We start from the raw sequence: 22,283 nt of genomic DNA on the forward strand, positions 1-22,283 counted from the left end.
TGCCTCTGACTAAAGTTTAAGTATTGAATATTATACGTACTTATAGATATATCACGGCATTGCTGATATTCCAACCCCGTTATTTCAACCCCAGTGACTTACATTGATAAAGTGAAAACTAATTTACTTCTTAACTACAAAATCATTTTCCTGAATGTTAGCAGTAATTCCAGACTCAGCGTTGACTATCACTGATGAATTGCCATAAGCACTATCAACAACGAACGTACCGGGGTAGAGCGTATATTGAAGATATTTTCTACCGCGATTGTCGACCACCTCTTTGGCCTGATAAAGATATAGTTCATCTTTTTCAGAAATGCCATTATCTCGTCCAAGAGATATCGAAATTTTGTTGTTCGCAATATTGATAACGCGACCCGTTACAGGTTGGCAGGCTGTCGCTTCTTTAATATCTTCTATTAATTGGCTGATTGAGCCATCAATCACCTGACCGTAGCGTGATTGCCAAAAAGTGGACGAAAATTCATCGATGTCTTCAAATCTGTCAAACGTCCACTCTTCATTAGCATTGTAAGAGGAACTGAACAATAGGCCGCCGTTTATTCCGTCATAAACTTGTACAGACATTGCAAAAGCACGGTGTGAAGTGTTGCTTCGCCATGGTGTAAACATGGATGCTTCTTTTTGTGTAACGCTTAAATCATCAATAACCCCGACAATAACGAATTGCGTGTTACTTTGATCTGATAGTGTACGTACGTTTTTGTCGGTATATCGGCTATCAAACTTTGCAGTATGGGGAGCAACGTAAGTAATACTGAGATTGTCTGTCTGTTCCTGCATTGCCTTAGCTAAACGCTGCGTAAACGCCTTATCAAAGTGTGGAATATTTCCTTCAGTCAGTTGTGCTCTGTTTCTTATTCTAAAGTGAGTAGTCGCAAAGTGCTTTTGGTCCTGCTGTGCTGAGCATATTTCCCCTTTAGGAAAAATGTCTGCACGTACACTAACAGTGACTACATCACCGTTGTAAGTTTCGCTCACAAGCTCTAGCTGTTCGACTTCGCCCGTTGAACTAATTGTCATCTCTTCGTTTTTCAGAAGCCCATTAGTTAGTTTGGCTACACTTTGCACTGACGCCCCAGCAAATAACATAGCTTGTTTGAGCGCATCCTGTGTTGCTGCGCGTTTTGCTGCTTCCTTGTTACCGTTCATTACCACAGCCTGTCCTGTGGCTTCATACCAAACGGCATGGGCTTGCCCAGCGATTAGGCTAAGTAGGCAAACAGCGGCCATTGCTCTGCTTAAACATGCCATTAGCGTTGTTTTGCTTGCTTGTCGCACGTGACACCTCTGTGGTTGTTTAGTTATTGCGATTAAATAATGTCGTAATCTATGCGAGACCTATGCGACTTCTATGCGAAAAAAGTGCCAATTAAAGTGGGAAGCTATCTTTGAAAGCAAACGGGCGCATATATTGCTTATTTCCTTCGTACCAGGGTATATGACTGCAAACTGTCGTTATGAAATCTGATGTTATTCATAACGCTTTGTTGAAATGTTATTAACCTATAAAGGGTATAAAGGTAAATATTTAGACGTCACTAACTCGTTATTGATGCACAAAGAGGTTTTAAATTATGTGGTTGAATGGACTAAAAAATTCGAGATTACTTTTGCGGTCTTCCATGATTGGCCTGGCAATTTCTTTGAGTGGTTGTGGCATTATTGATAAACACGTTGAATGGGAAACCGTTGAACCTGAAACTTACCCTGTTTTAAAGGCGGTTGGTTACGCACCGATTTCATCGCAAAAAGGCGAGTCTGACAGTATGAAGCTAATAATGGCGATGAAAGCGTCAAAATTAGATGCATACCGCGAGTTGACCGAGCAAGTATACGGTCAAAAAATTGAAGGTAGTCAGTCTGTATCACGCCTTGTTGTTGACAGTGAAACGTTACGCGCGTCTGTGGAAGGAGTAATAAGAGGCGCCGAGGTCGTTAAGACTTATCCCGTGGGTGAGGATACCTACGTTACGGAGCTTTCTTTAGATATGCAGCAAGTCTACGATATTTATTTGTCGACTGCTAAGCCGCGTCGAGTAAAAGATGTAAAGTATTACTAGGAAGTAAGTTAAAGGCGATTCGCGCTAATTACTATGCAGCGGGATGCTAAAAAATACGCGATAATCGAGTGGGATTAACTGGTGATGTGGTTTATGCACAGCGTAGTTAACGCTTTAGGGCGATACAAGGCTATTTAAAAGCCTATGCACTTACTCCAGAGCCTAAGGTTCCGCCTTTCGGCTTCCCTTTTTTGTCGTAAGTAAGTGATTCTTTTGCTCGAACTTCCATCATCAAATTCCGCAAATGTGTGAGGCGTAGCTGTCCTTGCTCTACGGCTTTTTGATTAACCTGTGTTCGATATTTGCAATCTTCCAGAAGCTTCTTGGCGTTAGCCATTAATGCTTCATCGTCTTCCGACATCGCATCTTCGTTAGCAATAGCATCTTCGATACTTGAATCCAGTGATTGAATAGAACCCAGAAGGGCTGTTTTTTCGTCTAACAAATTCATCAATGATTCGGCGTCACGCGAGCTAATAAGCTGCAGTTCTTTTTCAAGCAGCGACGCAAGTGAAGTCATTTGCTCCACTTGACGTGATAATGCTTGTGTTAACTGGCTTACTTGTTCTGTCACTATACTTGTCTCATTGAACGTGTCTGATAAATTCTAACTAGTTATTTGACACCAGATTATTTAGTACCAAAAATCTCGGATTCTAGCTTCGAGATTTTATTAGCAAGCACTTCAGGATTAACCTTGTACTCACCACTTTGAATCGCTTTTTTAAGGCGATCAACTTTTTCCTGATTCACAGGAGCCTCAGTCCCTTTTTTCTGGACTTGATTCAGCTGCTGAGCAGATTGCGTCAATGAAACCGAGTCCTGTCTCGGCGCTGCGGCCGTTTGTGCCGATTGCGCTGAAGCTTGTTGTTGAGATTGCTGCGTCTGGTTCTGCTGCGCTACTTTCCCATTATCAACGGGCGTTTTAGGTAACCCATTGTTTATATTGTTAATTGCCATATCTAGTCCTCACTACTCTCTTGCCTCTGTAATATATATCGGCCTTTAGACTAATATCTTTAGCTAAATTGAGAACAAAATAGTAGATATTTTACACTTACCTTTATAAGTGTACCACGACTTCTTCAGGGCTTGCGACTCTGGCAATAATGGCCTTTTGGCTACTGGCATTTATAACCTTTATATTATCCCCAACCACACCATCTTGCTGCGCTATTCCAGCTGTCTTAACTTCCATTCCCGCAACCTCCGCGGTAATAGTTATTCTATCGCCTTTGCACACAAAGCATAGCATATTAGACTGTATTGCTTGTCCATCGGTAATGCGGCGTTTCATTCTAGCGCCAATTAACGATTCTAAATCGGTAAACGCGGTATAGCGTAAACGTCTCACATCTACTTTTGCCTTCGTTAAATTCGATGAGGTTAATACAGTTCCAGGGCTAATTGCGCCCTGAGTCACCACAATTTCTTTAGTTCGCGTCACTTGGCCGCTGGTAAACAAATACCACTCGTTATTTTTACAGCTTACACGAACAGATATGTAGGATTGGCTCAACGCTTCCTGTGAAGCATTATATTGGAAACCGGTTGGACAGTCTGGGATTTTTATCCGATCGTCTATCTTCACAATATCCACATCAATGTTAGTATCCTGCGCGTTATCAGTAAGCTGATTCAATAAGTACTTCTTGGCACCGCTTTCAACTTGTTCATGATTTGACGCCGCCGCATAGCAGTGCCCACTTAGTAAACCGATTAGCAAACCAACTACTAAACGGGTGAATGAGTGAGAGAATCTGGTACGTATTTTTTCGTTTATCTTTTTCATCATGACATTTCGTGTTCAGTTTGCGATTAATTGACTATGCTTAGTGAAATCTATGTTTGTAAACAGCGAGTTTTACAACAATAGTTAGTTCAAGGTGTAAAAGTACACGCTTCAACATGACAAGATTTAATAGGCGGTATTAAAACGCTAGTAAAGCTTAATTAAACCTTAAGTGTCATTTTTCTGTCGTTTGACCTGCAAAAATTTAGTGATATTGTCTATTCTTATCATAAGAGGCAATGATCATGCCCAGTATTACTTAGAGGTGACCTATGTCGGGTATTTTGGATTCGGTAAACCAGCGAACGCAGCTTGTTGGGCAGAACCGCTTAGAGTTGTTGCTGTTTAGACTGAACGGCCGTCAGCGGTTTGGGATTAATGTGTTTAAAGTGCGCGAGGTATTGCAGTGTCCTCCGCTTACGGCAATGCCAAAACTAAATCCACTAGTTCGTGGGGTGGCACACATTCGTGGCCAAACTATTTCGGTTATTGACCTGAGTATGGCTACGCGTGGTCGTAAAATTGAAGACCTCTCTAATGCGTTTATCGTTATTGCTGAATACAACCGCTCGGTGCAAGGTTTTTTGGTTGGCGCTGTTGAGCGCATTATCAATACCAACTGGGATGCCATCATGCCACCACCTCAGGGCACGGGGCGCGCCAGCTATCTGACGGCAGTTACTGAGGTTGAAAACGAACTCATTGAAATACTAGATGTAGAAAAAATTCTCAATGAGATCTCTCCGCTAAACGCTGAAGTGAGTGCTGACGTGGCCGAGGGGCTAACCACAGAAGGCCAAGAAAACAAAATTATTTTTATAGCGGATGACTCGGCGGTAGCGAGGAACCAGGTGAAAAAGGCGCTTACGTCATTAGGTCTTGAAATCGAGCTTGCTAAAAATGGTCTTGAAGCACTTAATCGTCTTAAACAAATTGCTGAAGAGTATGGCGACGTAACCAACCGCGTTGGTGTACTAGTTTCTGATATTGAAATGCCCGAAATGGATGGCTATACCCTGACTGCAGAAATCAAAAATACTCCTGAACTTCAAAAACTCCACGTTGTTCTACACACGTCATTAAGTGGGGTTTTCAACCAGGCAATGGTACAAAAAGTTGGCGCAGACGACTTTATAGCGAAGTTTCACCCAGACGAATTAGCGACTGCTGTACAGAAGTGGCTGATGACCGAGTGCGAATAACGGAGCAGGAAAGGATTGGCTAATAAAGACGTTTCGCCCGCGAGCTACCAAAAGTTCAGAGAGTTTCTTGAAAAGCAATGCGGTATAGTTTTGGGGGAGAATAAACAATACCTCGTCCGCAGCCGTTTGGCTTCATTGCTTTTTAAGCATAAGTACGAATCTGCAGATGAACTGATAGACGTTGTTGTACGCGGTTTTGATCGCACCTTGTTACAAAGTGTTATCGATGCAATGACAACCAACGAAACATTATGGTTTCGCGATAACTATCCCTTTGATCTTCTTTTAAAGGACCTATTGCCATCCTTATCTACTAAAAATCAGAAGGTTCGCATTTGGAGTGCGGCCTGTTCGTCGGGGCAAGAGCCTTATTCCATCGCAATGTCCGTGCTTGAGTATCAACGTCAACGTCCAGGCGCTTTGAGAGCGGGCGTTGAGATTGTGGCCACCGACTTATCATCAGAAATGCTGCAAAAATGTGAATCAGGTATTTATGACGAACTTTCTCTTGCCAGAGGGTTATCTCCACAGCGAAGACAAGCTTTTTTCCAACAAAACGAAAAGGGACTTATGCAGGTGAAGCCTGAGGTTCGCCGTATGGTAAGCTTCAGAAGTTTGAACCTGCTTACAAGTTATGCCGCGCTCGGTCGGTTTGATATTGTGTTTTGCCGCAACGTGTTGATTTATTTTTCAGCAGAAGTAAAGCAGCGGATCCTGCAACAAATTGCCGGACAACTGCAGCCTAACGGCGTTCTATTTCTTGGCGCGTCAGAGTCTATAAGTGCCGCCAGCGATATCTACAGCATGGTGAAGTGCCACCCTGGTCTTTACTACCAAAAAAAATGATCTAACTTATCGGCTTGATAAATAAAGTTTTTTAAAACTCAAGCCGATTTACCAACCCCTTTACTTTCCGTCAAAATCCCATTGTGGCATCTGCCTTGCTAACTATTTAAACAAACGACAGTAAATCGGCAAAAGTTTAACGCTTATATTTCCGTTTAGCTTGTCTACACGAAACGTTTTTAAAGTATGTCAGAGGTCATGTTATGGCTATTAACCTAGATAAGCTGGTGGGCTTTCACGAGTCAGCACTGAAGATACGCACAGAGCGTATGGAGGTTATTTCGGGGAATCTAGCTAACGCGAATACCCCTGGTTACAAAGCCAGAGATATTGATTTTAACAAAGCCATGCAGTCAGCAATGAGCGAAGCATCTAGTGGAACCAAACAACATGCTTCTTCCGGATTGGTCCGGACAAATGAGCGCCACCTAGGCGGCAACCCTTCGTCTGTTGCGGCAAATTTTGACATGCAGTACCGCGTTCCCACTCAACCGGATACCGGCGACGGTAATACGGTAGAAGTCCAAGCGGAAAGAAACCGATTTTTAGACAATGGATTGCGCTACCAAGCAAGCCTTGAATTTTTGAATGGAAAAATTAAAGGCATGAAAAAAGCACTTAGCTCAGGAGGTCAATAGTCATGAGTTTATTTAACGTAATGCAAATTTCGAGTACGGGTATGGAGGCGGAAAATGTCCGTCTTAATACAACGGCGAGTAATATTGCTAATGCAAACTCGGTAAGCAGCAGCTATGACGAAACCTATCGAGCTCGCCACCCGGTTTTTGCAACGGCACTACAAGACGCTATGCGAGACCAGTCGAAGGGCGCAGGTGTTCAAGTTAAGGGCATAGTGGAAAGTGATGCACCACTTCAGGTGGAATATGCGCCTAATAACCCAATGGCAGACGAAGAGGGCTATATCTACAAACCTAACGTCAACATTGTGGAAGAAATGGCGAATATGATGTCAGCGTCTAAAGCGTATGAAACAAACGTACAGGTAGCGGATACCACCAAACGAATCTTCCGCCGCGTACTTCAGTTAGGTCAAGGGCAGTAATTTGCCGCTTGAATAATGTGAGGATTAATCAGTGAACACCATAAATAACACCGGCTTAAATACGGACCTGTACTGGCAGGAAGAAACTGTAAAAGTTGCCGATGGTACCGAGCAGCAGCTAACCCAAGAAGATTTCTTTTCGATGTTGACGGAACAGCTTGCCAATCAGGATCCTACGGCACCGGTTGATAACGATCAGATGGTGGCTCAGATGACGTCATTTACGATGGCTGACGGCATCTCCCAGCTTAACGAGAAATTCGAGTCGTTTGCGGCTTCAATGACATCTAATCAAGCACTGCAGGCATCGAGTCTCATCGGACAGAACGTGCTAGTTCAAGGTAATGTCGGTTACATGGCGAACGAAGGGGAAGGGCTCTCAGGCGTTATTGTAAACGAGCAAACGGTTCAAAACATGACGATAAACATTGAGAACCAGTTTGGAGAAGTAATCAAAACCATTGATGCAGGAACACAAAGTGCCGGCAACATTGAGTTTGAATGGGATGGCAAAGATAAACATGGCAACCAAATGGAACCTGGTGAATATGTTATCAGCGCCACTGGCGAACTAAACGGTGAAGGTGTTCAGCTGAATACTGCCGTCAATCGTCATGTTGGAAGTGTCAGCTTGGCCGGCAGTGGTCAGGGCGTAATTTTGAATTTGGATGGTGATGTCAGTATCAATCTTGATGACGTCATCCAAATCGGCAGTTAGTAGGAGAATCAATAATGTCTTTTAATATTGCACTGAGTGGCGTATCGGCCGCACAAAAAGATTTGGATGTAACCGCCAACAACATCGCAAACGTTAATACAGTTGGCTTTAAAGAATCACGAGCTGAATTTGGCGACGTTTATGCGGCATCACTGCTGTCAGGTGGTAAAACCAAAGTGGGTGACGGTGTTCTTACTCAAGAAGTTGCACAGCAATTTTCCCAAGGTAGCCTTCAGTTTACCAATACATCGCTTGACCTTGCGATTACGGGTAACGGCTTCTTTGCTACCGTACCTGAAATTACTTCTCGTGATTTCTCATTCACTCGTGCTGGGCAGTTTAAGTTAGATAGTGATAACTTTGTGGTAAACAGTAACGGCGACAACCTTCTGGGCTTCCCAGTAAACTCTGACGGTACAAGCGCATCAGTTGCACTAAGTACGACTGAACCAGTGCGAATTCCAGATTCATCAGGTTCACCTGCGCAAACCACAGAAGTTGATATTCGTATGAACTTACCTGCAGGGGATGCTGCGTTAGATCCGCAAGATTTTGACCCGGAAGATCCACTTACCTACAACGCCGCAACATCGGTGACGGTATATGATTCTTTAGGTGATAGTCACGTAATGACGTATTACTTCATTAAAGACAACACGGTAGGGGTTGATAACGAGTGGTACGTTGCGACTGCAATAGACGATACCCTCGTCGATATGACAGATTCTACAGGCGCTGATACTGACCCAGCTACCGCCGTCAATTCAGTTGGCGGTAACACGGGTAACGCCGTAACCGCATCTAAACTTATTTTCTCTCAGGGCGGTGATTTCTCTGGTATGGAAACGCCAGATGGCTTACCTACGCTAGACTTTAAAATGCAAACTGAAGCACTAGGTGCGGGTATTCTTGCAAATGGTTCGGATCCTACGCAACAGATAAGCATTGATTTCAATCTAGATGTGAATAACGCTACGCCTAACGAGCCAACTCAGTTTGCTTCAGCGTTTGAAGTAACGTCATTAGAACAAGACGGTTTGCCAGTTGGTCGACTGACGGGTATCGATATCGGCCCTGACGGTTTGGTTCGCGCTACCTTCTCTAACGGTACATCAGAGCCTATTGTTCGTGTTGCCCTGGTACGTTTTTCTAACGAACAAGGCCTAACTCAAGAAAGCAGTACTCAATGGAAAGAAAGTATTCTTTCAGGTGAGGCACTAGCGGGTGAAGCTACAACCGGTACGTTTGGAGAAATAAATTCTTCTGCGCTAGAACAAGCTAACGTTAACCTGACTACCGAGCTTATCGATATGATTATTGCTCAGCGTAACTTCCAGGCTAATTCACGAGCTCTGGAAGTAAACAATTCACTAAACCAGACTATTCTGAACATTCGATAGTTAAGGTAAAGCGCCGTTTATTAGAATATAAAAGCGGCAATACATTGGCGTATAAGGCTTCCATTATTGCCGATATTTACAAGAGCCGCACAATAGCGGCTCTTTTATTTTCCTTTAAATATCAATTTAATACCTTTCATATTTTCTACCTGAGTTAAAAATCCACAGATTGGCATCGCCTTTGCAAAATCTTGTTTAAGGTTTAATCAGAGTCAAAAGTCAGTCATGGACAAACTTCTCTATATTTCAGCGAGTGGCGCATCCCAAGACCTATTAGGTACGGGGATTAGAGCCAATAACTTAGCCAACGCGCAGACAACTGGGTTTAGAGCTCAATTAGAGCAAGCGAGATCGATGCCGGCTTACGGTGAAGGTTTGCCAACCCGCGTGTTTTCTATGACTGAAAGCCCGTCTAACAATTATGAGTCGGGTCCAATGATTAAAACGGACCGAGATTTAGATGTGGCCATTCAAGGGGATGGTTGGTTTGCGGTACAAGATCAAAATGGTCAAGAAGCTTATTCCCGTGATGGCAACTTCAAACTAGGCGATGACGGAATTTTGACAGACATTCACGACCGTGTGGTGCTAGGGGACAACGGGCCGATTTTTCTTCCAGTACCTTTGGACAACCTTAACATTGCCGCTGATGGCACCTTGTCCATGAGACAGCTAGGAGCCCCAGCCAATGTTATCGAGGAAGTAGGACGTCTCAAGCTAGTTTCTCCAAACTATGCGGATATGGAGCACGGCACCGATGGCTTATTTAGAATGGAAGATGGCTCAATAGCGCAAGCCAATGCCAACGTCAAAGTAATGTCTGGCATGCTTGAAGGTTCTAACGTAAATGCCGTTGAAGAGATGGTAGACATGATAAGTCTTCAACGTCATTACGAACTACAAGTCAAAATGATGAAGCAAGCGGAAGAGCTTGATACTCGCGGTAACCAGTTACTGCGCATCCTGTAAATGAATTTTAAACACCGTTGCCCTTTGAGCAACGTCGGAGGTTAACATGCATCCAGCACTGTGGATAAGTAAAACCGGACTAGACGCCGCACAAACCGATGTGGCGGTGGTGTCTAACAACCTTGCAAACGCATCAACCGTAGGGTTCAAAAAAGATCGCGCAGTTTTTGAAGATTTGCTCTATCAAAACATCAATCAACCAGGCGGTCGTTCTTCTGCTGATACAGAGTTGCCTTCTGGACTAATGCTCGGTTCAGGTTCAAAAGTGGTCGCTACGCAAAAAGCACATACGCAGGGCAACTTGCTCACCACTGAAAATGCGTTGGATATGTCAATTCAAGGTCGTGGTTATTTTGAAATTTTGCAACCCGACGGAACAATCGCTTATTCACGAAATGGTCAATTTTCCTTAAACGACCAAGGGCAAATTGTTACTTCTGGCGCTGGTTTCTTGCTTCAGCCTGAAATTGCAGTTCCTGAAGATGCACAGCAAATTACTATTTCTCAAGATGGTGAAATCAGCGTGAGCATCCGCGGACAAGCTGAACCTCAGGTATTGGGGCAGTTAAATATTTCTGATTTTGTAAATCCCACGGGGCTTCAGCCTACCGGACAAAACCTTTATGTAGAGACAGCGTCAAGCGGCGCGCCTATTCAGGGGATCCCTGGCTTACAAGGTTTGGGTTATATCTCTCAAGGCACGTTAGAGACATCTAACGTGAACGTGACCGAAGAACTAGTAAACCTGATCGAAAGCCAGCGTTTGTATGAGATGAACTCAAAAGTTATCTCGTCAGTTGACCAAATGCTTGGTCAGGTTATTCAGCAACTTTAGTAGGTAGCGTCATGCGTATTTTAGGTTTATCTGTTGCATTACTTTTACTTGGCGGTTGCGCCAGTACAAACGAGCCTCCTGTTCAGGCAAATGATCCCTCGTTTGCGCCAGTAGTGCCAGATTACCCGCGTGAGACAGTGGTAGAAGACGGCTCGCTATTCCGCTCCCACATGGCTAACAGTTTGTACTCGGATGTTACCGCGAGAAGAGTAGGCGACATTATTACTGTCACCCTTAACGAGAGTACATCTGCGAGTAAATCTGCAGATACTTCTACAGCCAAAGATACCAATGTAAATCTAGATACGATAACGGGTCTTGGCGGCCAGGCTGTGAATATTGGCGGTCAATCTATCCAACTAGGTATTGGCTCGTCTCGTGATTTCACTGGCGATGCAGCAGCAAATCAGAGCAACAGCTTAGACGGTGCTATTTCAGTTACGGTGGTGGATGTGCTGCCAAACAGCAACTTAGTTATTCGCGGTGAGAAGTGGCTAACGCTGAATCATGGTGATGAGTATATCCGTCTTACTGGCATTATTCGCCCTGCAGATATCAGTCCTGAGAATGAAATTGTATCTACGAAGGTAGCCAATGCTCGCATTCAATATTCAGGCACGGGTACTTTTGCAAGAGCACAGGAAAAGGGCTGGTTAACTAAGTTCTTTGATTCAACTTGGTGGCCTCTTTAGGTTTTGGTCGGAGAGTGGACATGCGTTTATTTTCAGTCGTATTAGCCGTGTTTGCACTGCTTTTATCTTCACAAGCAGCGGCGCAGCGTATTAAAGATTTAGCGAGCATACAGGGCGTACGTAGCAACCAATTAGTGGGGTATGGTCTTGTCGTCGGTTTACCTGGCACCGGTGAGCAAAGCCCATTCACCGAGCAGAGTTTTAGAACTATGCTGAGTAACTTTGGTATTAGTTTAGATGCTAATACTAAACCCAAAATCAAAAATGTTGCGGCGGTGGCTGTTCATTCTGAATTGCCTGCGTTTGCAAAACCGGGTCAAACGATAGATATCACGGTTTCGTCAGTAGGCGAAGCATCAAGCCTTCAAGGTGGAACACTTCTTCAAACGTTTCTTCGTGGTGTAGATGGCAAAGTCTATGCGGTAGCACAAGGAAGCTTGGTAGTGAGCGGTTTCGGCGCACAGGGTGGAGATGGTTCTCGCATTGTTGTGAATACACCTACGGTTGGCAGGATTCCCAATGGCGCCATGGTTGAACAATCGGTTCCTAGCGGTTTTGCCAATGGCGATACGCTAACCCTCAATCTTCATTATCCAGACTTTTCAACGGCAAAAGCACTAGCTGACACTATTAACGAGCGCTTAGGCGCACAACCTGAAAATGGCTACATCATTGCAAAGCCTATTGATGCCGCATCTGTACGGGTTACAGCCCCGCGGGATGTAGGTCAGCGTGTAGGTTTTTTGGCAACGCTGGAGAACTTTGAATTTACACCAGCTGATGCGCCAGCGCGCGTAGTGATAAACAGCCGAACAGGCACCATTGTGATTGGTAGTGACGTTCGCTTATTACCAGCAGCAATTACCCATGGCGGCTTAACGGTGACTATTTCTGAGAATCAACAGGTGACGCAGCCTAATGCATTTGCAGATGGCCAAACTGCCATAACCACCCAATCTATTGTTGATGTGGACTTGGCTGATAGCAGAATGTTTAAGTTTGAGCCTGGCGTTACCCTCGACCAGTTAGTGCGTGCAGTTAACGAAGTAGGCGCGGCACCGGGCGACTTGATGGCAATTTTAGAGGCACTGCGTCAAGCGGGGGCTTTACGCGGTGAACTTGTAATTATCTAAAGCGAACAGTTTTTAACAGTATCTGGTGGGAATAAAACGGGTTACAACGGAATAAATACGATGGAATCACTTAGCACAAAAAATCAGCTTGATATGGCGCGCAATGTCCATGATATGGGCAGCATTAACAAAATGCGCGAAGCCATTGCGTCAGGCGATGAGACAGTATTGCAAGAAGCTGCCCAGCAGTTTGAAGCGATATTTGTGCAAATGATGTTGAAATCTATGCGTAAAGCGCAAGATGCGCTTGCCGATGAGAATAGCCCGTTCAATTCTCATCAAGTGAAGTTTTACCGCGATATGCACGACCAGCAGCTGGCTACAGATTTAACATCAGGCGGGGGCCTGGGGTTAGCTGATGTAATTGTGAAACAGTTAGGCCAAACAGAAGATAGCTATACGCCAGCGAGTGTCATAAGAAGTGACGGTGATATTTCATCGCTAAATAGGAATCGTGAATACAAGGTTGCTGAGGCACAAAACATAGCGCTTTCCTCTAACTCGATAAAAAGCCAGTCGGCACAAAAAGACGCCATGTTCGAAAGCCCTGAACAGTTTGTTGAGAGCCTTATGCCTATTGCCGAGAAAGTGGCGGAGAAATACGGCATGGATCCAAAAGCAATCATTTCCCAGGCTGCTGTAGAAACAGGCTGGGGAAAATTTGTTATTCACAAATCCGATGGCACTAGTTCGCATAATCTGTTTGGCATAAAGGCCAATAAAGGTTGGCAAGGCGAGCAAGCTGTGGTGGATACATTAGAATTTAACAATGGGCTGCCTCAAAAACAAAAAGCAGCGTTTAGGTCTTACTCATCGGTAGAAGATGCGATAGAAGATTACGGACGTTTTATTACCACACAGCCTCGCTATAGCCATGCTGTGGAAAATGCTTCTGATGCTACGCGCTATACAAGTGCGCTTCAAGAAGCGGGCTACGCTACCGACCCTGACTACGCGAGCAAAATAATGGCCGTGTATAACAGCGAACGTCTTAGTTCGTTGATGCCATAGTTTAAAGCCATAGTTAGGGGTTATAGGTGAGGAGAATACAGTGAGTTCTGTTGATTTATATTCATTAGCTACAAGCGGCGTAAACGCTAGTAGCAAGCTGTTGCAAACGACAAGTAACAATATCGCCAACGTCAACACGCCTGGCTATGTTCGCGAACGCACTGAGCTTCAAAATAGCCAAGTATTTGGTGTTGAGATTGGCAATACTGAACGTATTATCAACGTATTTGCTCAAAATCAGCTACGCCGCGATATCACCGCAGTAGGTGGACTCGAAGCTTTTTCTAATAAAACTACAGCAATTGATAACCTACTAGCCAGTGAAGCGAACTCAATTTCTCAAGGCCTGAGTGAATACTTTTCAGCCCTACAAACCGCCGCTGATGATCCAACAAACCTAGCATCTCGTGAACAGGTACTAAGCAAATCTGAATCCCTCTATAACCGCATGAGAACCTTGTCGGATTACATGCTGGAAAAAGAAGAAGAGCTCAATTTAGAGGTCACTTCAATGGTAAATAGAGCTAATACGCTAATTGGAAATATTGGCGATCTGAATCGCAATATCGTTATTGCAAATGGCAATAATACGAGCGATCAGCCGACCGCTTTACTTAATGAGCGAGATCAGGCCATAGACGAACTTGCCTCAATTATGGGGATTACGGTTAAAGAGAGCACTACACAAAATGGCGCCGTTACTATTAACCTAACATCGGGCGAGTCGCTTGTTCTTGAAAACGGTGCATTTAATCTTTTTGAGTTAAGTTCTAATGCAGACCTAACAACCAAAGAAATCAAGCTGGAAACAAATTTCGGCTCACAAACCAAAAACGATACGTCGATACGTGTAATAGAAGATGACTTAGGCGGGTCCTTAGGTGGCTTGTTCAAGTACCGTAATGAAGTGTTAGGGCCAACAATGCGTGATGTAGGTCAGCTCTCTGTCGCTTTTGCCGATGCAATGAATACCCAAAATAAACTGGGTATGGATTTAGACGGTCAAATTGGCGGTAACATTTTCGACATTCCTTCATTCAGAGGCTTAGCCTACGAAGACACCAATGGCGATTACGTAGTTACAGCACAGATAACTGAAGGCAAGGGCGCTGAATTAACTGACGCCGACTATAAGATTGAAGTCACCGCCGTTGCTGCTGGTGTGCCCAGTGAAATTGAAATTACGTTTTTAAATCCAGACGGCACGCCTAAAAAAGACGGTTCTGGCAATGACATTATTTTCTCTAATTTTGCAGTAACCTCCGGTTTTAATGAACTCCCTGGCGGCATTGAAATAGATTTTTCAGGAAGCGACCCCTACAACGTGGGTAACGAGTTTTTGATTCAGCCAACAAAGGATGTGGCTTCAAATATAAGTTTAGATACAAATCGCCCAGAAGATTTAGCCTTCGCTAATCCGGTAAGAGCAGGGGCTGACAGCACAAACCTAGGCAGCGCTAACGTAATAGATGTAACTGTTTCAAATACGGAAGTGGGAACCTCTGCTTTTGATGGAGCGGGTGGCCTTTTAAATTCAGCGCCCGCTCAAATTAGCTTTACGGCTGCAGATACCTATGAAGTGTTAGATGGAAGCGGGACGGTTTTAGCTACTGTAACGGGTACAACGGATTTAACGAACCTTATCAGTCAAGCGGGAATAAGTCCTGATCCAGGTTTTGATCTAAGTTTAGACGGTGTGCCAAAAGCAGGTGATAGCTTTTCAATCAGCTATAATACAGATGGTTTCAACGATAACAGCAATGCGCTTAATTTAGCTGCTCTTCAAAATGAAAACAAAGTTCAGGTGAGTAGTGAAGCAACCAATACGCCAAGAACGTTTCAAGATGCCTATGCGTCTATGGTTGGGCGTATTGGTGAAGATGCATCAATGGCTAGCGTCTCATTGGCTTCGGCTGAAGCGATGAAAGTACAGTCTGAAAATTGGTTTGAGTCAGTGTCGGGCGTTAGCTTAGACGAAGAAGCTGCCAATTTGATAAAATACCAGCAGAGCTATGCAGCTGCAGCACGTATTTTGTCTACGGCCCAAGAATTATTTAATACCATTTTGCAATCAGCAAGGTAGGTGAGCTATGCGTATATCAACGAATCAAATCTATGATCAAAACATGCGCTCGATCATGCAAAATCAAGGCGATTTGGCAAAGACTCAAGAGCAACTATCTACTGGCAAACGCATTATTACACCCAGCGATGACCCTGTTGGCGCTGCGAAGGTACTTCGTCTAACCGAAGAAATTGATGAACTTACTCAGTTTCAACGCAATAATGATCTGGTAACCGGTTCGCTTGAGCAGCAAGAAGCTGTTCTTACAAATATCACTAACTCTATCAATCGTGCGAGAACTCTTATAGTCCAAGCGGGAAATGGTATTCTAGACGATCCCGACAAGCGTGCTATTGGCTCAGAGTTAGAGCAAATAAAGCTTGAGATATTTGATTTGATGAACACCCAAGATGCAGATGGAAATTATCTGTATGCAGGCTTTCAATCTGGAAACCAGGCGTTTACTTACAATCCTGCGTCTGGAGGGAATGCGATCTCTTTCTCTGGAGACGCTGGTGTTAATTTTATCCAACTCTCTAATAGTTCAAAAATTCAATCAACCAGCAACGGTTATGAAGTTTTTGAAAATGTGTTATCTCGTTTTAATTTCTCGGTTACAGGTAGCACGGTGGGATCGTTAGACGGTGCCACTATTTCAGAGCAGGGGACATTTGATACGTTTTTCAATAACAATTATGACGCGGTGAATAGTTCTAATAACGATTTTCGCATAGACTTTTTGGGCACAGGTGAGGCACAGCTCGTTAATCAAAACAGTGGTGCAGTTATTGACACAGTAGGTTACACGTCTGGGGAACCGTTCACAATAAAAGGAATGCAGTTTGATGCCGTAGCAGCGCCGGGTACGAGCATTGATTTTTCTCTCGATCAGCCAGAGAAAAAGAGCATGGCGCAAACCATTCACGAAGTGCAAACACTACTATCAGATAGCACTATTTATCATGGCGCATTACAGGACGCTATTGCCGATGCTTTAGTGGGTTTAGATAACGGGTTAGAAAAGATATCGCTTGAGCGTGCGTCTATAGGTAGTCGACTTAACATTGCCGAAAGTACTTATGAAAGCAATTTGGATATGGAAATTGCAGCTAAAGCACAACGCTCTTCTATTCAAGATGTTGATTACGCTGAGGCTTCAACTGAATTTGCCAAACAGGAAACAGCCTTAAGCGCTGCGCTGGCTACATTTCCACAAGTATCTAACTTATCTCTGTTCAACTACATTTAAAAAACACTAACATAGCGACTCAACATCTTTAATCTTGGCCAGGTAAACTCTGGCCTCATTGTCGATGTGACTTGAGTAATAAGACATATAAAGGACGTTGTCTTCTAATACTATACCCGGATAACTCGTATCACCGCTGCTGGGTAATGTTAGTACTTCGGAAAGCTGATTGCTTTTTGCATCGAAATGCCAAATACGCGTTGAAAACTTCCGTTTTCCCCAATCTACGTGCCGACCAGCGACTAAAAATGTGCTTTCGCTTAGGGCAACGGCACAAGGTCCACCAATATAGATGCCTAAATCACACCAATCCCACTTTGTATAAGGTGGTCTAGAAGTGCCGAAGTGAGCGGAAAATGTATCAGAGTCACGTCTTACAAAAACTGCAGCGTGTCCATTAGAGTTAAACAGAAGTGCACTTTCATTCGGAAAACCTTTGTTGTTTTTAGCTAGACCAAAAACATTTGATTTATGAATGCGCATGGCTCGTGTCGGGTCGCCCTCATACAAAGAAATGTGATCAGCTGGACGATGATAAGCAAAACCAAACGCCTTATTTGCTATCCATTGCGGTTTCCATATCCACCAACCATTGTCTCCAAACCAATGTTTACTGGACCAAGATTTTCCAGTGGTAGTGAAAATGCTGAGCATTTTTGTGTGGGCTTGATCATTTTCATCAATAGTCTTTGCAAAGGCCGTTAATATCACCCTATGCCCGTCAAACATCAATTTAGGATCTCTTAAGTCGGTACCCGGTTCGTTAACCAAAACCTTACTGAGAACCTCAGACGTTTTTTTATTAACCGTAAGGATAATTATTGCGCCATCTTTGCTCACATGGTTAGTTGCTTGGCGATAACAACACAACAGTGAATTACTACTTTTGTCGAAGGGATTTTCTATCAAATCAGTAAAGGCTGCATGTATGGCGGGCGGTGAGATACGACTAATTTCAACTAATTTGAGTTTTTTATTCAATTGAAATCTCCTTTAAAAATCTGATGTTTAGTGAAGGATTCTAGCTCTTTGAGCGGCAATATATTACCGCTAATCGGCAAATGTCGTAATTTTTTCTAAAGAGAATTTGCATGTTGTCGATACAGTTTCTGAGAGAGCCAGTTCATCAATTACCCCTCAGGTCTTGATGACTACTAAAACAAAACGTCGGATATTCCGACAGCCAGCGCACGCTGGACTGAGAGTGTAGGAGAGACTTTATGTCTATGTTCGTTAATACCAATGTATCCTCATTGAATGCCCAGCGTCAGCTTTTTGATGTAAGCAACTCTTTGAGCACGTCTTTTGAGCGTCTATCTTCAGGCTTCCGTATCAACAGCGCTGCTGATGATGCTGCAGGTCTACAGATCACCGACCGTATGACCTCACAAATTGAAGGTCTAAACCAAGCTGTACGTAACGCTAATGATGCGATTTCACTTTCGCAGACTGCTGAAGGTGCGTTATCTGAAACAACTACAGCACTTCAACGTATTCGTACTCTAGCTATTCAATCACAAAACGGTATCAACAGTCCTGCTGACCGTGCAGCGCTACAAAAAGAAGTTTCTGCATTACGTACAGAAATTTCACGTATCGCTACAACAACTGAGTTTGCTGGTGTAAGTATTCTTTCTGGTGCATTCTCTGCTTCGTTCCTAGTAGGTGCGAACGCAGGTCAGACAATTTCAGTTAACTTGTCTACGCCTACACTTAATGCTGCGGGTGTTTCAGGTTTTGGCCCAACAGGGCTTGGCATAAGCGGCAACGTACTTACAGCAAGTGCGGCATCGTCAATCCTTGATAGTGTAGATAGTGCAATTTCTGCAATTGGTGGCTTACGTGCTGATTTAGGTGCCTTACAAAACCGCTTTCAGTCAACTATCCGTAACCTAAGCAACATCTCTGAGAATGTATCGGCTGCACGTTCACAGATTAAGGATACCGATTTCGCGACTGAAACAGCTAACCTAACCCGTAACCAGATCATTCAGCAGGCAAGCACTACTGTATTATCACAGGCTAACCAGCGCCCACAGGCTGCGTTACAGCTTCTAGGTTAATTGAAATTAGCGTGAAGCCAGGAGGTAGTGCTCTAGTTCACGTGCGTTTAAAGCTGGTCTTTTAAAGGCCAGCTTTTTTTATACCCCAGTCACGAAATTGTTATAAAGCCCCATCTACACCATATTTTTGTCTTCAATCCATAGACCTAACACTATGAAGTTTAGCGGTTTTTTTATTTATTCTCTTTTTTATCTAAAAATTTTAAAAAACATCTAAAGTAAAAATCGATCTTTGACGATAACTAATACAAAGGGGAGATAAACAATGTTTTTGTCCTCTACGCTTCTAAAGTTTATGTTTAAAAGCGTAAATAGCACTGTTTTAATTCAGAGTTATTTTTAATACCTTGAATTTAAAAGTTAGGAAAAACAGTACTTTGTTTTAATAAAAATGTTTGAAAAAAACATTAAAGAAATTTCAAGTTAAGGTCGATAAAAGATGGAGTTTGCTGAGGGGGTAAGAGCTGCTGACCGGCGAGAATAGAGCCAGGAGGTAGTGAGAGGTTTGAGGTTCTGGAACACCAAACCCACCGACCAGCAAAGAGAAGTAACTTCTCTATTTAGCAAGTTCCATTGGTAGTGTGCCAATGAAACGTCAGAATAAACTGACAATGTTCATGAAGCACAGGTTATGCCAAATATTTAAATTAATTGCGCAAATAATAAAACCAATAGCGCCATACTCGAAACTGTTAGGAGAGACCCATGAGTCTATTTGTTAATACCAATGTGTCATCATTAAATGCACAACGCCAATTGTTTACTACAGGTAATAATCTGAGCACTGCTTTTGAGCGCCTTTCATCAGGCTTCAGAATCAACAGCGCGGCAGATGACGCGGCAGGACTGCAAATTACCGACCGTATGACTTCGCAAATTCAAGGTTTAGACCAAGCCGTTCGTAACGCTAACGATGGTATTTCATTAGCGCAAACAGCAGAAGGCGCAATGGCCGAAACAACCACAGCTTTGCAGCGTATTCGTACGTTAGCAATTCAATCTCAAAATGGTATTAACAGTTCAGCTGACCGAGCAGCACTACAAAAAGAAGTGTCTGCACTGAGAACGGAAATCTCAAGAATTGCTACTACTACCGAATTTGCCGGTGTAAGTATCCTTTCTGGTGTATTTTCAGCATCTTTCTTGGTTGGCGCAAACTCAGGCCAGACGATTTCAGTGAATTTATCGACGCCAGCGTTAACCGCAGCGGGTGTAACTGGTTTCAGTGCTACTGGTTTAGGAATTATCTCAGCCGACGTTTTAACCGCGGCTGGCGCATCTGCTTTGCTTGATGATGTTGATACAGCTATATCGGCAATTGGTGGTCTTCGTGCAGATTTGGGTGCTATCCAAAATAGGTTCCAGTCTACAATTAGAAACTTAAGTAACATCTCAGAGAACGTATCAGCGGCAAGATCGCGAATCAAAGATGCGGACTTTGCCACCGAGACGGCAGAACTAAGCCGCAACCAGATTTTACAGCAGGCAAGTACAACTATCCTAGCGCAGGCAAACCAGCGTCCACAGGCTGCACTTTCACTGCTAGGTGGTTAATAGATAAGACGCTTGATTTGGGAAGGAGTTGAGAGGCCATCCCCAAGAAGGTAAGCGGCCATAAAGGCCGCTCCTTTAAGAAAGCGTCGACTAACAGGACTGAGAGTGTAGAAGTGTTGGTTGAGAGGCCAGTTTATCCTACTAAATACCTGCCAGCCGACAGAAACTGAATTTGCTCAATCTCCTAACGTGAGCAAATTGGCCGAGATTAAATTGTCTCGGCCTTTTTTTTAGTATTACCGAAACATCCCGCCAATTTCAAACAAATTGCAGAGCAAGACAATCTGTTCAAATTCTTACTTGCAGCTTCGATGCCAATTTTGAAGCGCGTTAAAAAATTCTGACTTTTATCGCGTGCCGATATGCATTAACCACCTACTTCTGTTTTCTATGTACTTAAATTGAATGTGCACCGCTTTCTTAGGTTGCCTTTTGACGACCGCAATGAAGTACTCTCATTGAACAGTTTTTATACTCAGACCTTTATTCTTCTAAAAAATAACGAAGAATTCGCGTAGTTAGATTATTTTTATTAAATATCTTTTTCTTATAATTCATTGCTTTAGGTTTTTTTTGAATGATTTTTTCAAAAAAAATAAAAATAAGACTAAAGAACCTAAAGGGTTGGCCGATACCTATAGTTGAGGGGTAATTTACTTTACTTTTAACAGAGGCGTTAGCTCGGAGTAGTGACCAAGCTAATATGAACTGGAAGGACTTGAGCGTACCACATTGGTCGACGAGTCCCTAGGAGGTATTCCAATGAGTTTATTCGTTAACACAAATGTGTCTTCGATCAACGCACAACGTCAGCTTTTTGACGTAAATGATCGTCTATCTACGTCGTTCGAAAGATTGTCGTCAGGCTTTAGAATTAACAGTGCAGCCGATGACGCTGCAGGCCTTCAAATTTCTGACAGACTTACATCGCAGGTTGAAGGTTTGAACCAAGCTGTACGTAACGCAAACGATGCTATTTCGTTAGCGCAAACAGCCGAAGGTGCGATCAGTGAGATCACAACAAGCTTACAGCGTATTCGCCAGTTATCTATCCAATCGCAAAATGGTATCAACTCTTCTGCAGACCGTTTAGCTCTGCAAAAAGAAGTATCAGCGTTAAGAACTGAGATTTCTCGTATCGCAACGGATACTCAGTTTGGTAACGTTAACATCTTAGATGGCAACTTTTCTGCTTCATTCCTAGTGGGTGCTAACGCAGGACAAACGATTTCAGTAAACCTTTCAACCGGTAACCTAGGTTCTATCACTGGTTTCAGTACTGCTGGCCTTGGTATTGATAGCAACAGTGTCTCAACGGCGGCTGGTGCATCTGCACTACTTAGCGCTGTAGATGCTGCAATTTCTGGTATCGGGGGCGTTCGTGCTGACCTAGGTGCGCTTCAAAACAGATTCCAGTCGACTATTCGTAACCTGAGTAACATCAGTGAGAACTTGTCTGCGGCACGCTCTCAAATCAGAGACACAGATTTCGCGGCGGAAACGGCTGAACTAACACGTAACCAGATTATTCAACAAGCATCTGTTTCAGTTCTGAGCCAGGCTAATCAGCGTCCACAGACTGCGCTATCGTTGCTTGGATAAGC

The 22,283-nt window shown here is 43.6% G+C and carries 22 protein-coding genes; 17 read left to right on the forward strand and 5 right to left on the reverse strand.

Annotation, left to right across the window (positions count from 1 at the left end; all coding sequences use genetic code 11):
• Positions 1 to 123: 123 nt before the first annotated feature.
• Positions 124 to 1,305: a flagellar assembly protein T N-terminal domain-containing protein gene (locus ACYX4W_RS08135; RefSeq protein WP_476075232.1), complete on the reverse strand. Its 1,182-nt coding sequence runs from the start codon at positions 1,303 to 1,305 to the stop codon at positions 124 to 126.
• Between the two features lie 344 nt (positions 1,306 to 1,649).
• Between ACYX4W_RS08135 and ACYX4W_RS08140 the strand changes: the two genes are divergently transcribed.
• Positions 1,650 to 2,087, forward strand: a complete 438-nt coding sequence (locus ACYX4W_RS08140; RefSeq protein WP_476054777.1) for an LPP20 family lipoprotein — start codon at positions 1,650 to 1,652, stop codon at positions 2,085 to 2,087.
• A 142-nt stretch (positions 2,088 to 2,229) separates the two neighbouring features.
• Here ACYX4W_RS08140 and flgN read toward each other — a convergent pair whose 3' ends face one another.
• The 3 genes from flgN to flgA form a co-directional block, all read right to left on the reverse strand.
• Positions 2,230 to 2,661, reverse strand: coding sequence for a flagellar export chaperone FlgN (gene flgN / locus ACYX4W_RS08145; protein ID WP_474808288.1), 432 nt, complete (start codon positions 2,659 to 2,661; stop codon positions 2,230 to 2,232).
• Positions 2,662 to 2,717: 56 nt separating this feature from the next.
• A complete protein-coding gene (gene flgM / locus ACYX4W_RS08150) occupies positions 2,718 to 3,047 on the reverse strand; it encodes a flagellar biosynthesis anti-sigma factor FlgM (RefSeq protein WP_474808286.1) in 330 nt (109 codons plus the stop codon).
• 103 nt (positions 3,048 to 3,150) lie between these two features.
• Entirely contained in the window at positions 3,151 to 3,882 is a 732-nt protein-coding gene (gene flgA, locus ACYX4W_RS08155; protein WP_476075233.1) for a flagellar basal body P-ring formation chaperone FlgA, read from the reverse strand.
• A gap of 269 nt (positions 3,883 to 4,151) precedes the next feature.
• Between flgA and ACYX4W_RS08160 the strand changes: the two genes are divergently transcribed.
• From ACYX4W_RS08160 to flgL, 13 genes are all read left to right on the forward strand, one after another.
• A complete protein-coding gene (locus ACYX4W_RS08160; protein ID WP_179982624.1) occupies positions 4,152 to 5,081 on the forward strand; it encodes a chemotaxis protein CheV in 930 nt (309 codons plus the stop codon).
• A gap of 15 nt (positions 5,082 to 5,096) precedes the next feature.
• The gene (locus ACYX4W_RS08165) at positions 5,097 to 5,927 is read left to right on the forward strand and encodes a CheR family methyltransferase (protein ID WP_179982625.1); all 831 of its coding nucleotides are present in this window, start codon (positions 5,097 to 5,099) and stop codon (positions 5,925 to 5,927) included.
• A 203-nt stretch (positions 5,928 to 6,130) separates the two neighbouring features.
• Complete coding sequence (gene flgB, locus ACYX4W_RS08170) at positions 6,131 to 6,565, forward strand: flagellar basal body rod protein FlgB (protein ID WP_476075234.1); 435 nt, start codon at positions 6,131 to 6,133, stop codon at positions 6,563 to 6,565.
• A 2-nt stretch (positions 6,566 to 6,567) separates the two neighbouring features.
• On the forward strand, positions 6,568 to 6,990 hold the full coding sequence (flgC, locus tag ACYX4W_RS08175; protein WP_118490030.1) for a flagellar basal body rod protein FlgC: 423 nt from the start codon (positions 6,568 to 6,570) through the stop codon (positions 6,988 to 6,990).
• 31 nt (positions 6,991 to 7,021) lie between these two features.
• A complete protein-coding gene (flgD, locus tag ACYX4W_RS08180; protein WP_474808278.1) occupies positions 7,022 to 7,708 on the forward strand; it encodes a flagellar hook assembly protein FlgD in 687 nt (228 codons plus the stop codon).
• A gap of 14 nt (positions 7,709 to 7,722) precedes the next feature.
• The gene (gene flgE, locus ACYX4W_RS08185; protein WP_476054772.1) at positions 7,723 to 9,108 is read left to right on the forward strand and encodes a flagellar hook protein FlgE; all 1,386 of its coding nucleotides are present in this window, start codon (positions 7,723 to 7,725) and stop codon (positions 9,106 to 9,108) included.
• Positions 9,109 to 9,333: 225 nt separating this feature from the next.
• Positions 9,334 to 10,077, forward strand: coding sequence for a flagellar basal body rod protein FlgF (locus ACYX4W_RS08190; RefSeq protein WP_476075235.1), 744 nt, complete (start codon positions 9,334 to 9,336; stop codon positions 10,075 to 10,077).
• A 46-nt stretch (positions 10,078 to 10,123) separates the two neighbouring features.
• Positions 10,124 to 10,912, forward strand: a complete 789-nt coding sequence (flgG, locus tag ACYX4W_RS08195; protein ID WP_039223165.1) for a flagellar basal-body rod protein FlgG — start codon at positions 10,124 to 10,126, stop codon at positions 10,910 to 10,912.
• Between the two features lie 11 nt (positions 10,913 to 10,923).
• The gene (gene flgH / locus ACYX4W_RS08200) at positions 10,924 to 11,604 is read left to right on the forward strand and encodes a flagellar basal body L-ring protein FlgH (protein ID WP_474808273.1); all 681 of its coding nucleotides are present in this window, start codon (positions 10,924 to 10,926) and stop codon (positions 11,602 to 11,604) included.
• A gap of 20 nt (positions 11,605 to 11,624) precedes the next feature.
• Positions 11,625 to 12,737: a flagellar basal body P-ring protein FlgI gene (locus ACYX4W_RS08205; RefSeq protein ID WP_476075236.1), complete on the forward strand. Its 1,113-nt coding sequence runs from the start codon at positions 11,625 to 11,627 to the stop codon at positions 12,735 to 12,737.
• 60 nt (positions 12,738 to 12,797) lie between these two features.
• A complete protein-coding gene (gene flgJ / locus ACYX4W_RS08210) occupies positions 12,798 to 13,748 on the forward strand; it encodes a flagellar assembly peptidoglycan hydrolase FlgJ (protein WP_476075237.1) in 951 nt (316 codons plus the stop codon).
• Positions 13,749 to 13,788: 40 nt separating this feature from the next.
• On the forward strand, positions 13,789 to 15,831 hold the full coding sequence (flgK, locus tag ACYX4W_RS08215; protein ID WP_476075238.1) for a flagellar hook-associated protein FlgK: 2,043 nt from the start codon (positions 13,789 to 13,791) through the stop codon (positions 15,829 to 15,831).
• 7 nt (positions 15,832 to 15,838) lie between these two features.
• A complete protein-coding gene (gene flgL, locus ACYX4W_RS08220) occupies positions 15,839 to 17,062 on the forward strand; it encodes a flagellar hook-associated protein FlgL (RefSeq protein ID WP_476075239.1) in 1,224 nt (407 codons plus the stop codon).
• A 6-nt stretch (positions 17,063 to 17,068) separates the two neighbouring features.
• Here the strand turns inward: flgL and ACYX4W_RS08225 are convergent, their stop codons facing one another.
• On the reverse strand, positions 17,069 to 18,043 hold the full coding sequence (locus ACYX4W_RS08225; protein WP_476075240.1) for a hypothetical protein: 975 nt from the start codon (positions 18,041 to 18,043) through the stop codon (positions 17,069 to 17,071).
• A gap of 239 nt (positions 18,044 to 18,282) precedes the next feature.
• On the opposite strand from ACYX4W_RS08225, the gene ACYX4W_RS08230 reads away from it, so the two are divergent.
• The 3 genes from ACYX4W_RS08230 (at position 18,283) to ACYX4W_RS08240 (ending at position 22,281) form a co-directional block, all read left to right on the forward strand.
• On the forward strand, positions 18,283 to 19,125 hold the full coding sequence (locus ACYX4W_RS08230) for a flagellin N-terminal helical domain-containing protein (protein WP_476075241.1): 843 nt from the start codon (positions 18,283 to 18,285) through the stop codon (positions 19,123 to 19,125).
• Between the two features lie 705 nt (positions 19,126 to 19,830).
• Positions 19,831 to 20,679 carry a flagellin N-terminal helical domain-containing protein gene (locus ACYX4W_RS08235; RefSeq protein ID WP_136780731.1) on the forward strand — a complete coding sequence of 283 codons (849 nt, stop codon included), beginning with the start codon at positions 19,831 to 19,833 and terminating at the stop codon, positions 20,677 to 20,679.
• 762 nt (positions 20,680 to 21,441) lie between these two features.
• Positions 21,442 to 22,281: a flagellin N-terminal helical domain-containing protein gene (locus ACYX4W_RS08240; protein ID WP_179982638.1), complete on the forward strand. Its 840-nt coding sequence runs from the start codon at positions 21,442 to 21,444 to the stop codon at positions 22,279 to 22,281.
• Positions 22,282 to 22,283 lie beyond the last annotated feature (2 nt).

It is taken from the genome of Alteromonas sp. ABH4_454, from assembly GCF_056311775.1.

Coding starts and splice junctions, on each gene's coding strand:
- ACYX4W_RS08140 (WP_476054777.1), top strand. CDS start 1,650: ATGATTGGCCTGGCAATTTCTTTGAGTGGTTGTGGCATTATTGATAAA.
- flgM (WP_474808286.1), bottom strand. CDS start 3,047: ATGGCAATTAACAATATAAACAATGGGTTACCTAAAACGCCCGTTGAT.
- flgA (WP_476075233.1), bottom strand. CDS start 3,882: ATGATGAAAAAGATAAACGAAAAAATACGTACCAGATTCTCTCACTCA.
- ACYX4W_RS08160 (WP_179982624.1), top strand. CDS start 4,152: ATGTCGGGTATTTTGGATTCGGTAAACCAGCGAACGCAGCTTGTTGGG.
- flgB (WP_476075234.1), top strand. CDS start 6,131: ATGGCTATTAACCTAGATAAGCTGGTGGGCTTTCACGAGTCAGCACTG.
- flgC (WP_118490030.1), top strand. CDS start 6,568: ATGAGTTTATTTAACGTAATGCAAATTTCGAGTACGGGTATGGAGGCG.
- flgE (WP_476054772.1), top strand. CDS start 7,723: ATGTCTTTTAATATTGCACTGAGTGGCGTATCGGCCGCACAAAAAGAT.
- ACYX4W_RS08190 (WP_476075235.1), top strand. CDS start 9,334: ATGGACAAACTTCTCTATATTTCAGCGAGTGGCGCATCCCAAGACCTA.
- flgG (WP_039223165.1), top strand. CDS start 10,124: ATGCATCCAGCACTGTGGATAAGTAAAACCGGACTAGACGCCGCACAA.
- flgH (WP_474808273.1), top strand. CDS start 10,924: ATGCGTATTTTAGGTTTATCTGTTGCATTACTTTTACTTGGCGGTTGC.
- ACYX4W_RS08205 (WP_476075236.1), top strand. CDS start 11,625: ATGCGTTTATTTTCAGTCGTATTAGCCGTGTTTGCACTGCTTTTATCT.
- flgJ (WP_476075237.1), top strand. CDS start 12,798: ATGGAATCACTTAGCACAAAAAATCAGCTTGATATGGCGCGCAATGTC.
- flgL (WP_476075239.1), top strand. CDS start 15,839: ATGCGTATATCAACGAATCAAATCTATGATCAAAACATGCGCTCGATC.
- ACYX4W_RS08230 (WP_476075241.1), top strand. CDS start 18,283: ATGTCTATGTTCGTTAATACCAATGTATCCTCATTGAATGCCCAGCGT.
- ACYX4W_RS08235 (WP_136780731.1), top strand. CDS start 19,831: ATGAGTCTATTTGTTAATACCAATGTGTCATCATTAAATGCACAACGC.
- ACYX4W_RS08240 (WP_179982638.1), top strand. CDS start 21,442: ATGAGTTTATTCGTTAACACAAATGTGTCTTCGATCAACGCACAACGT.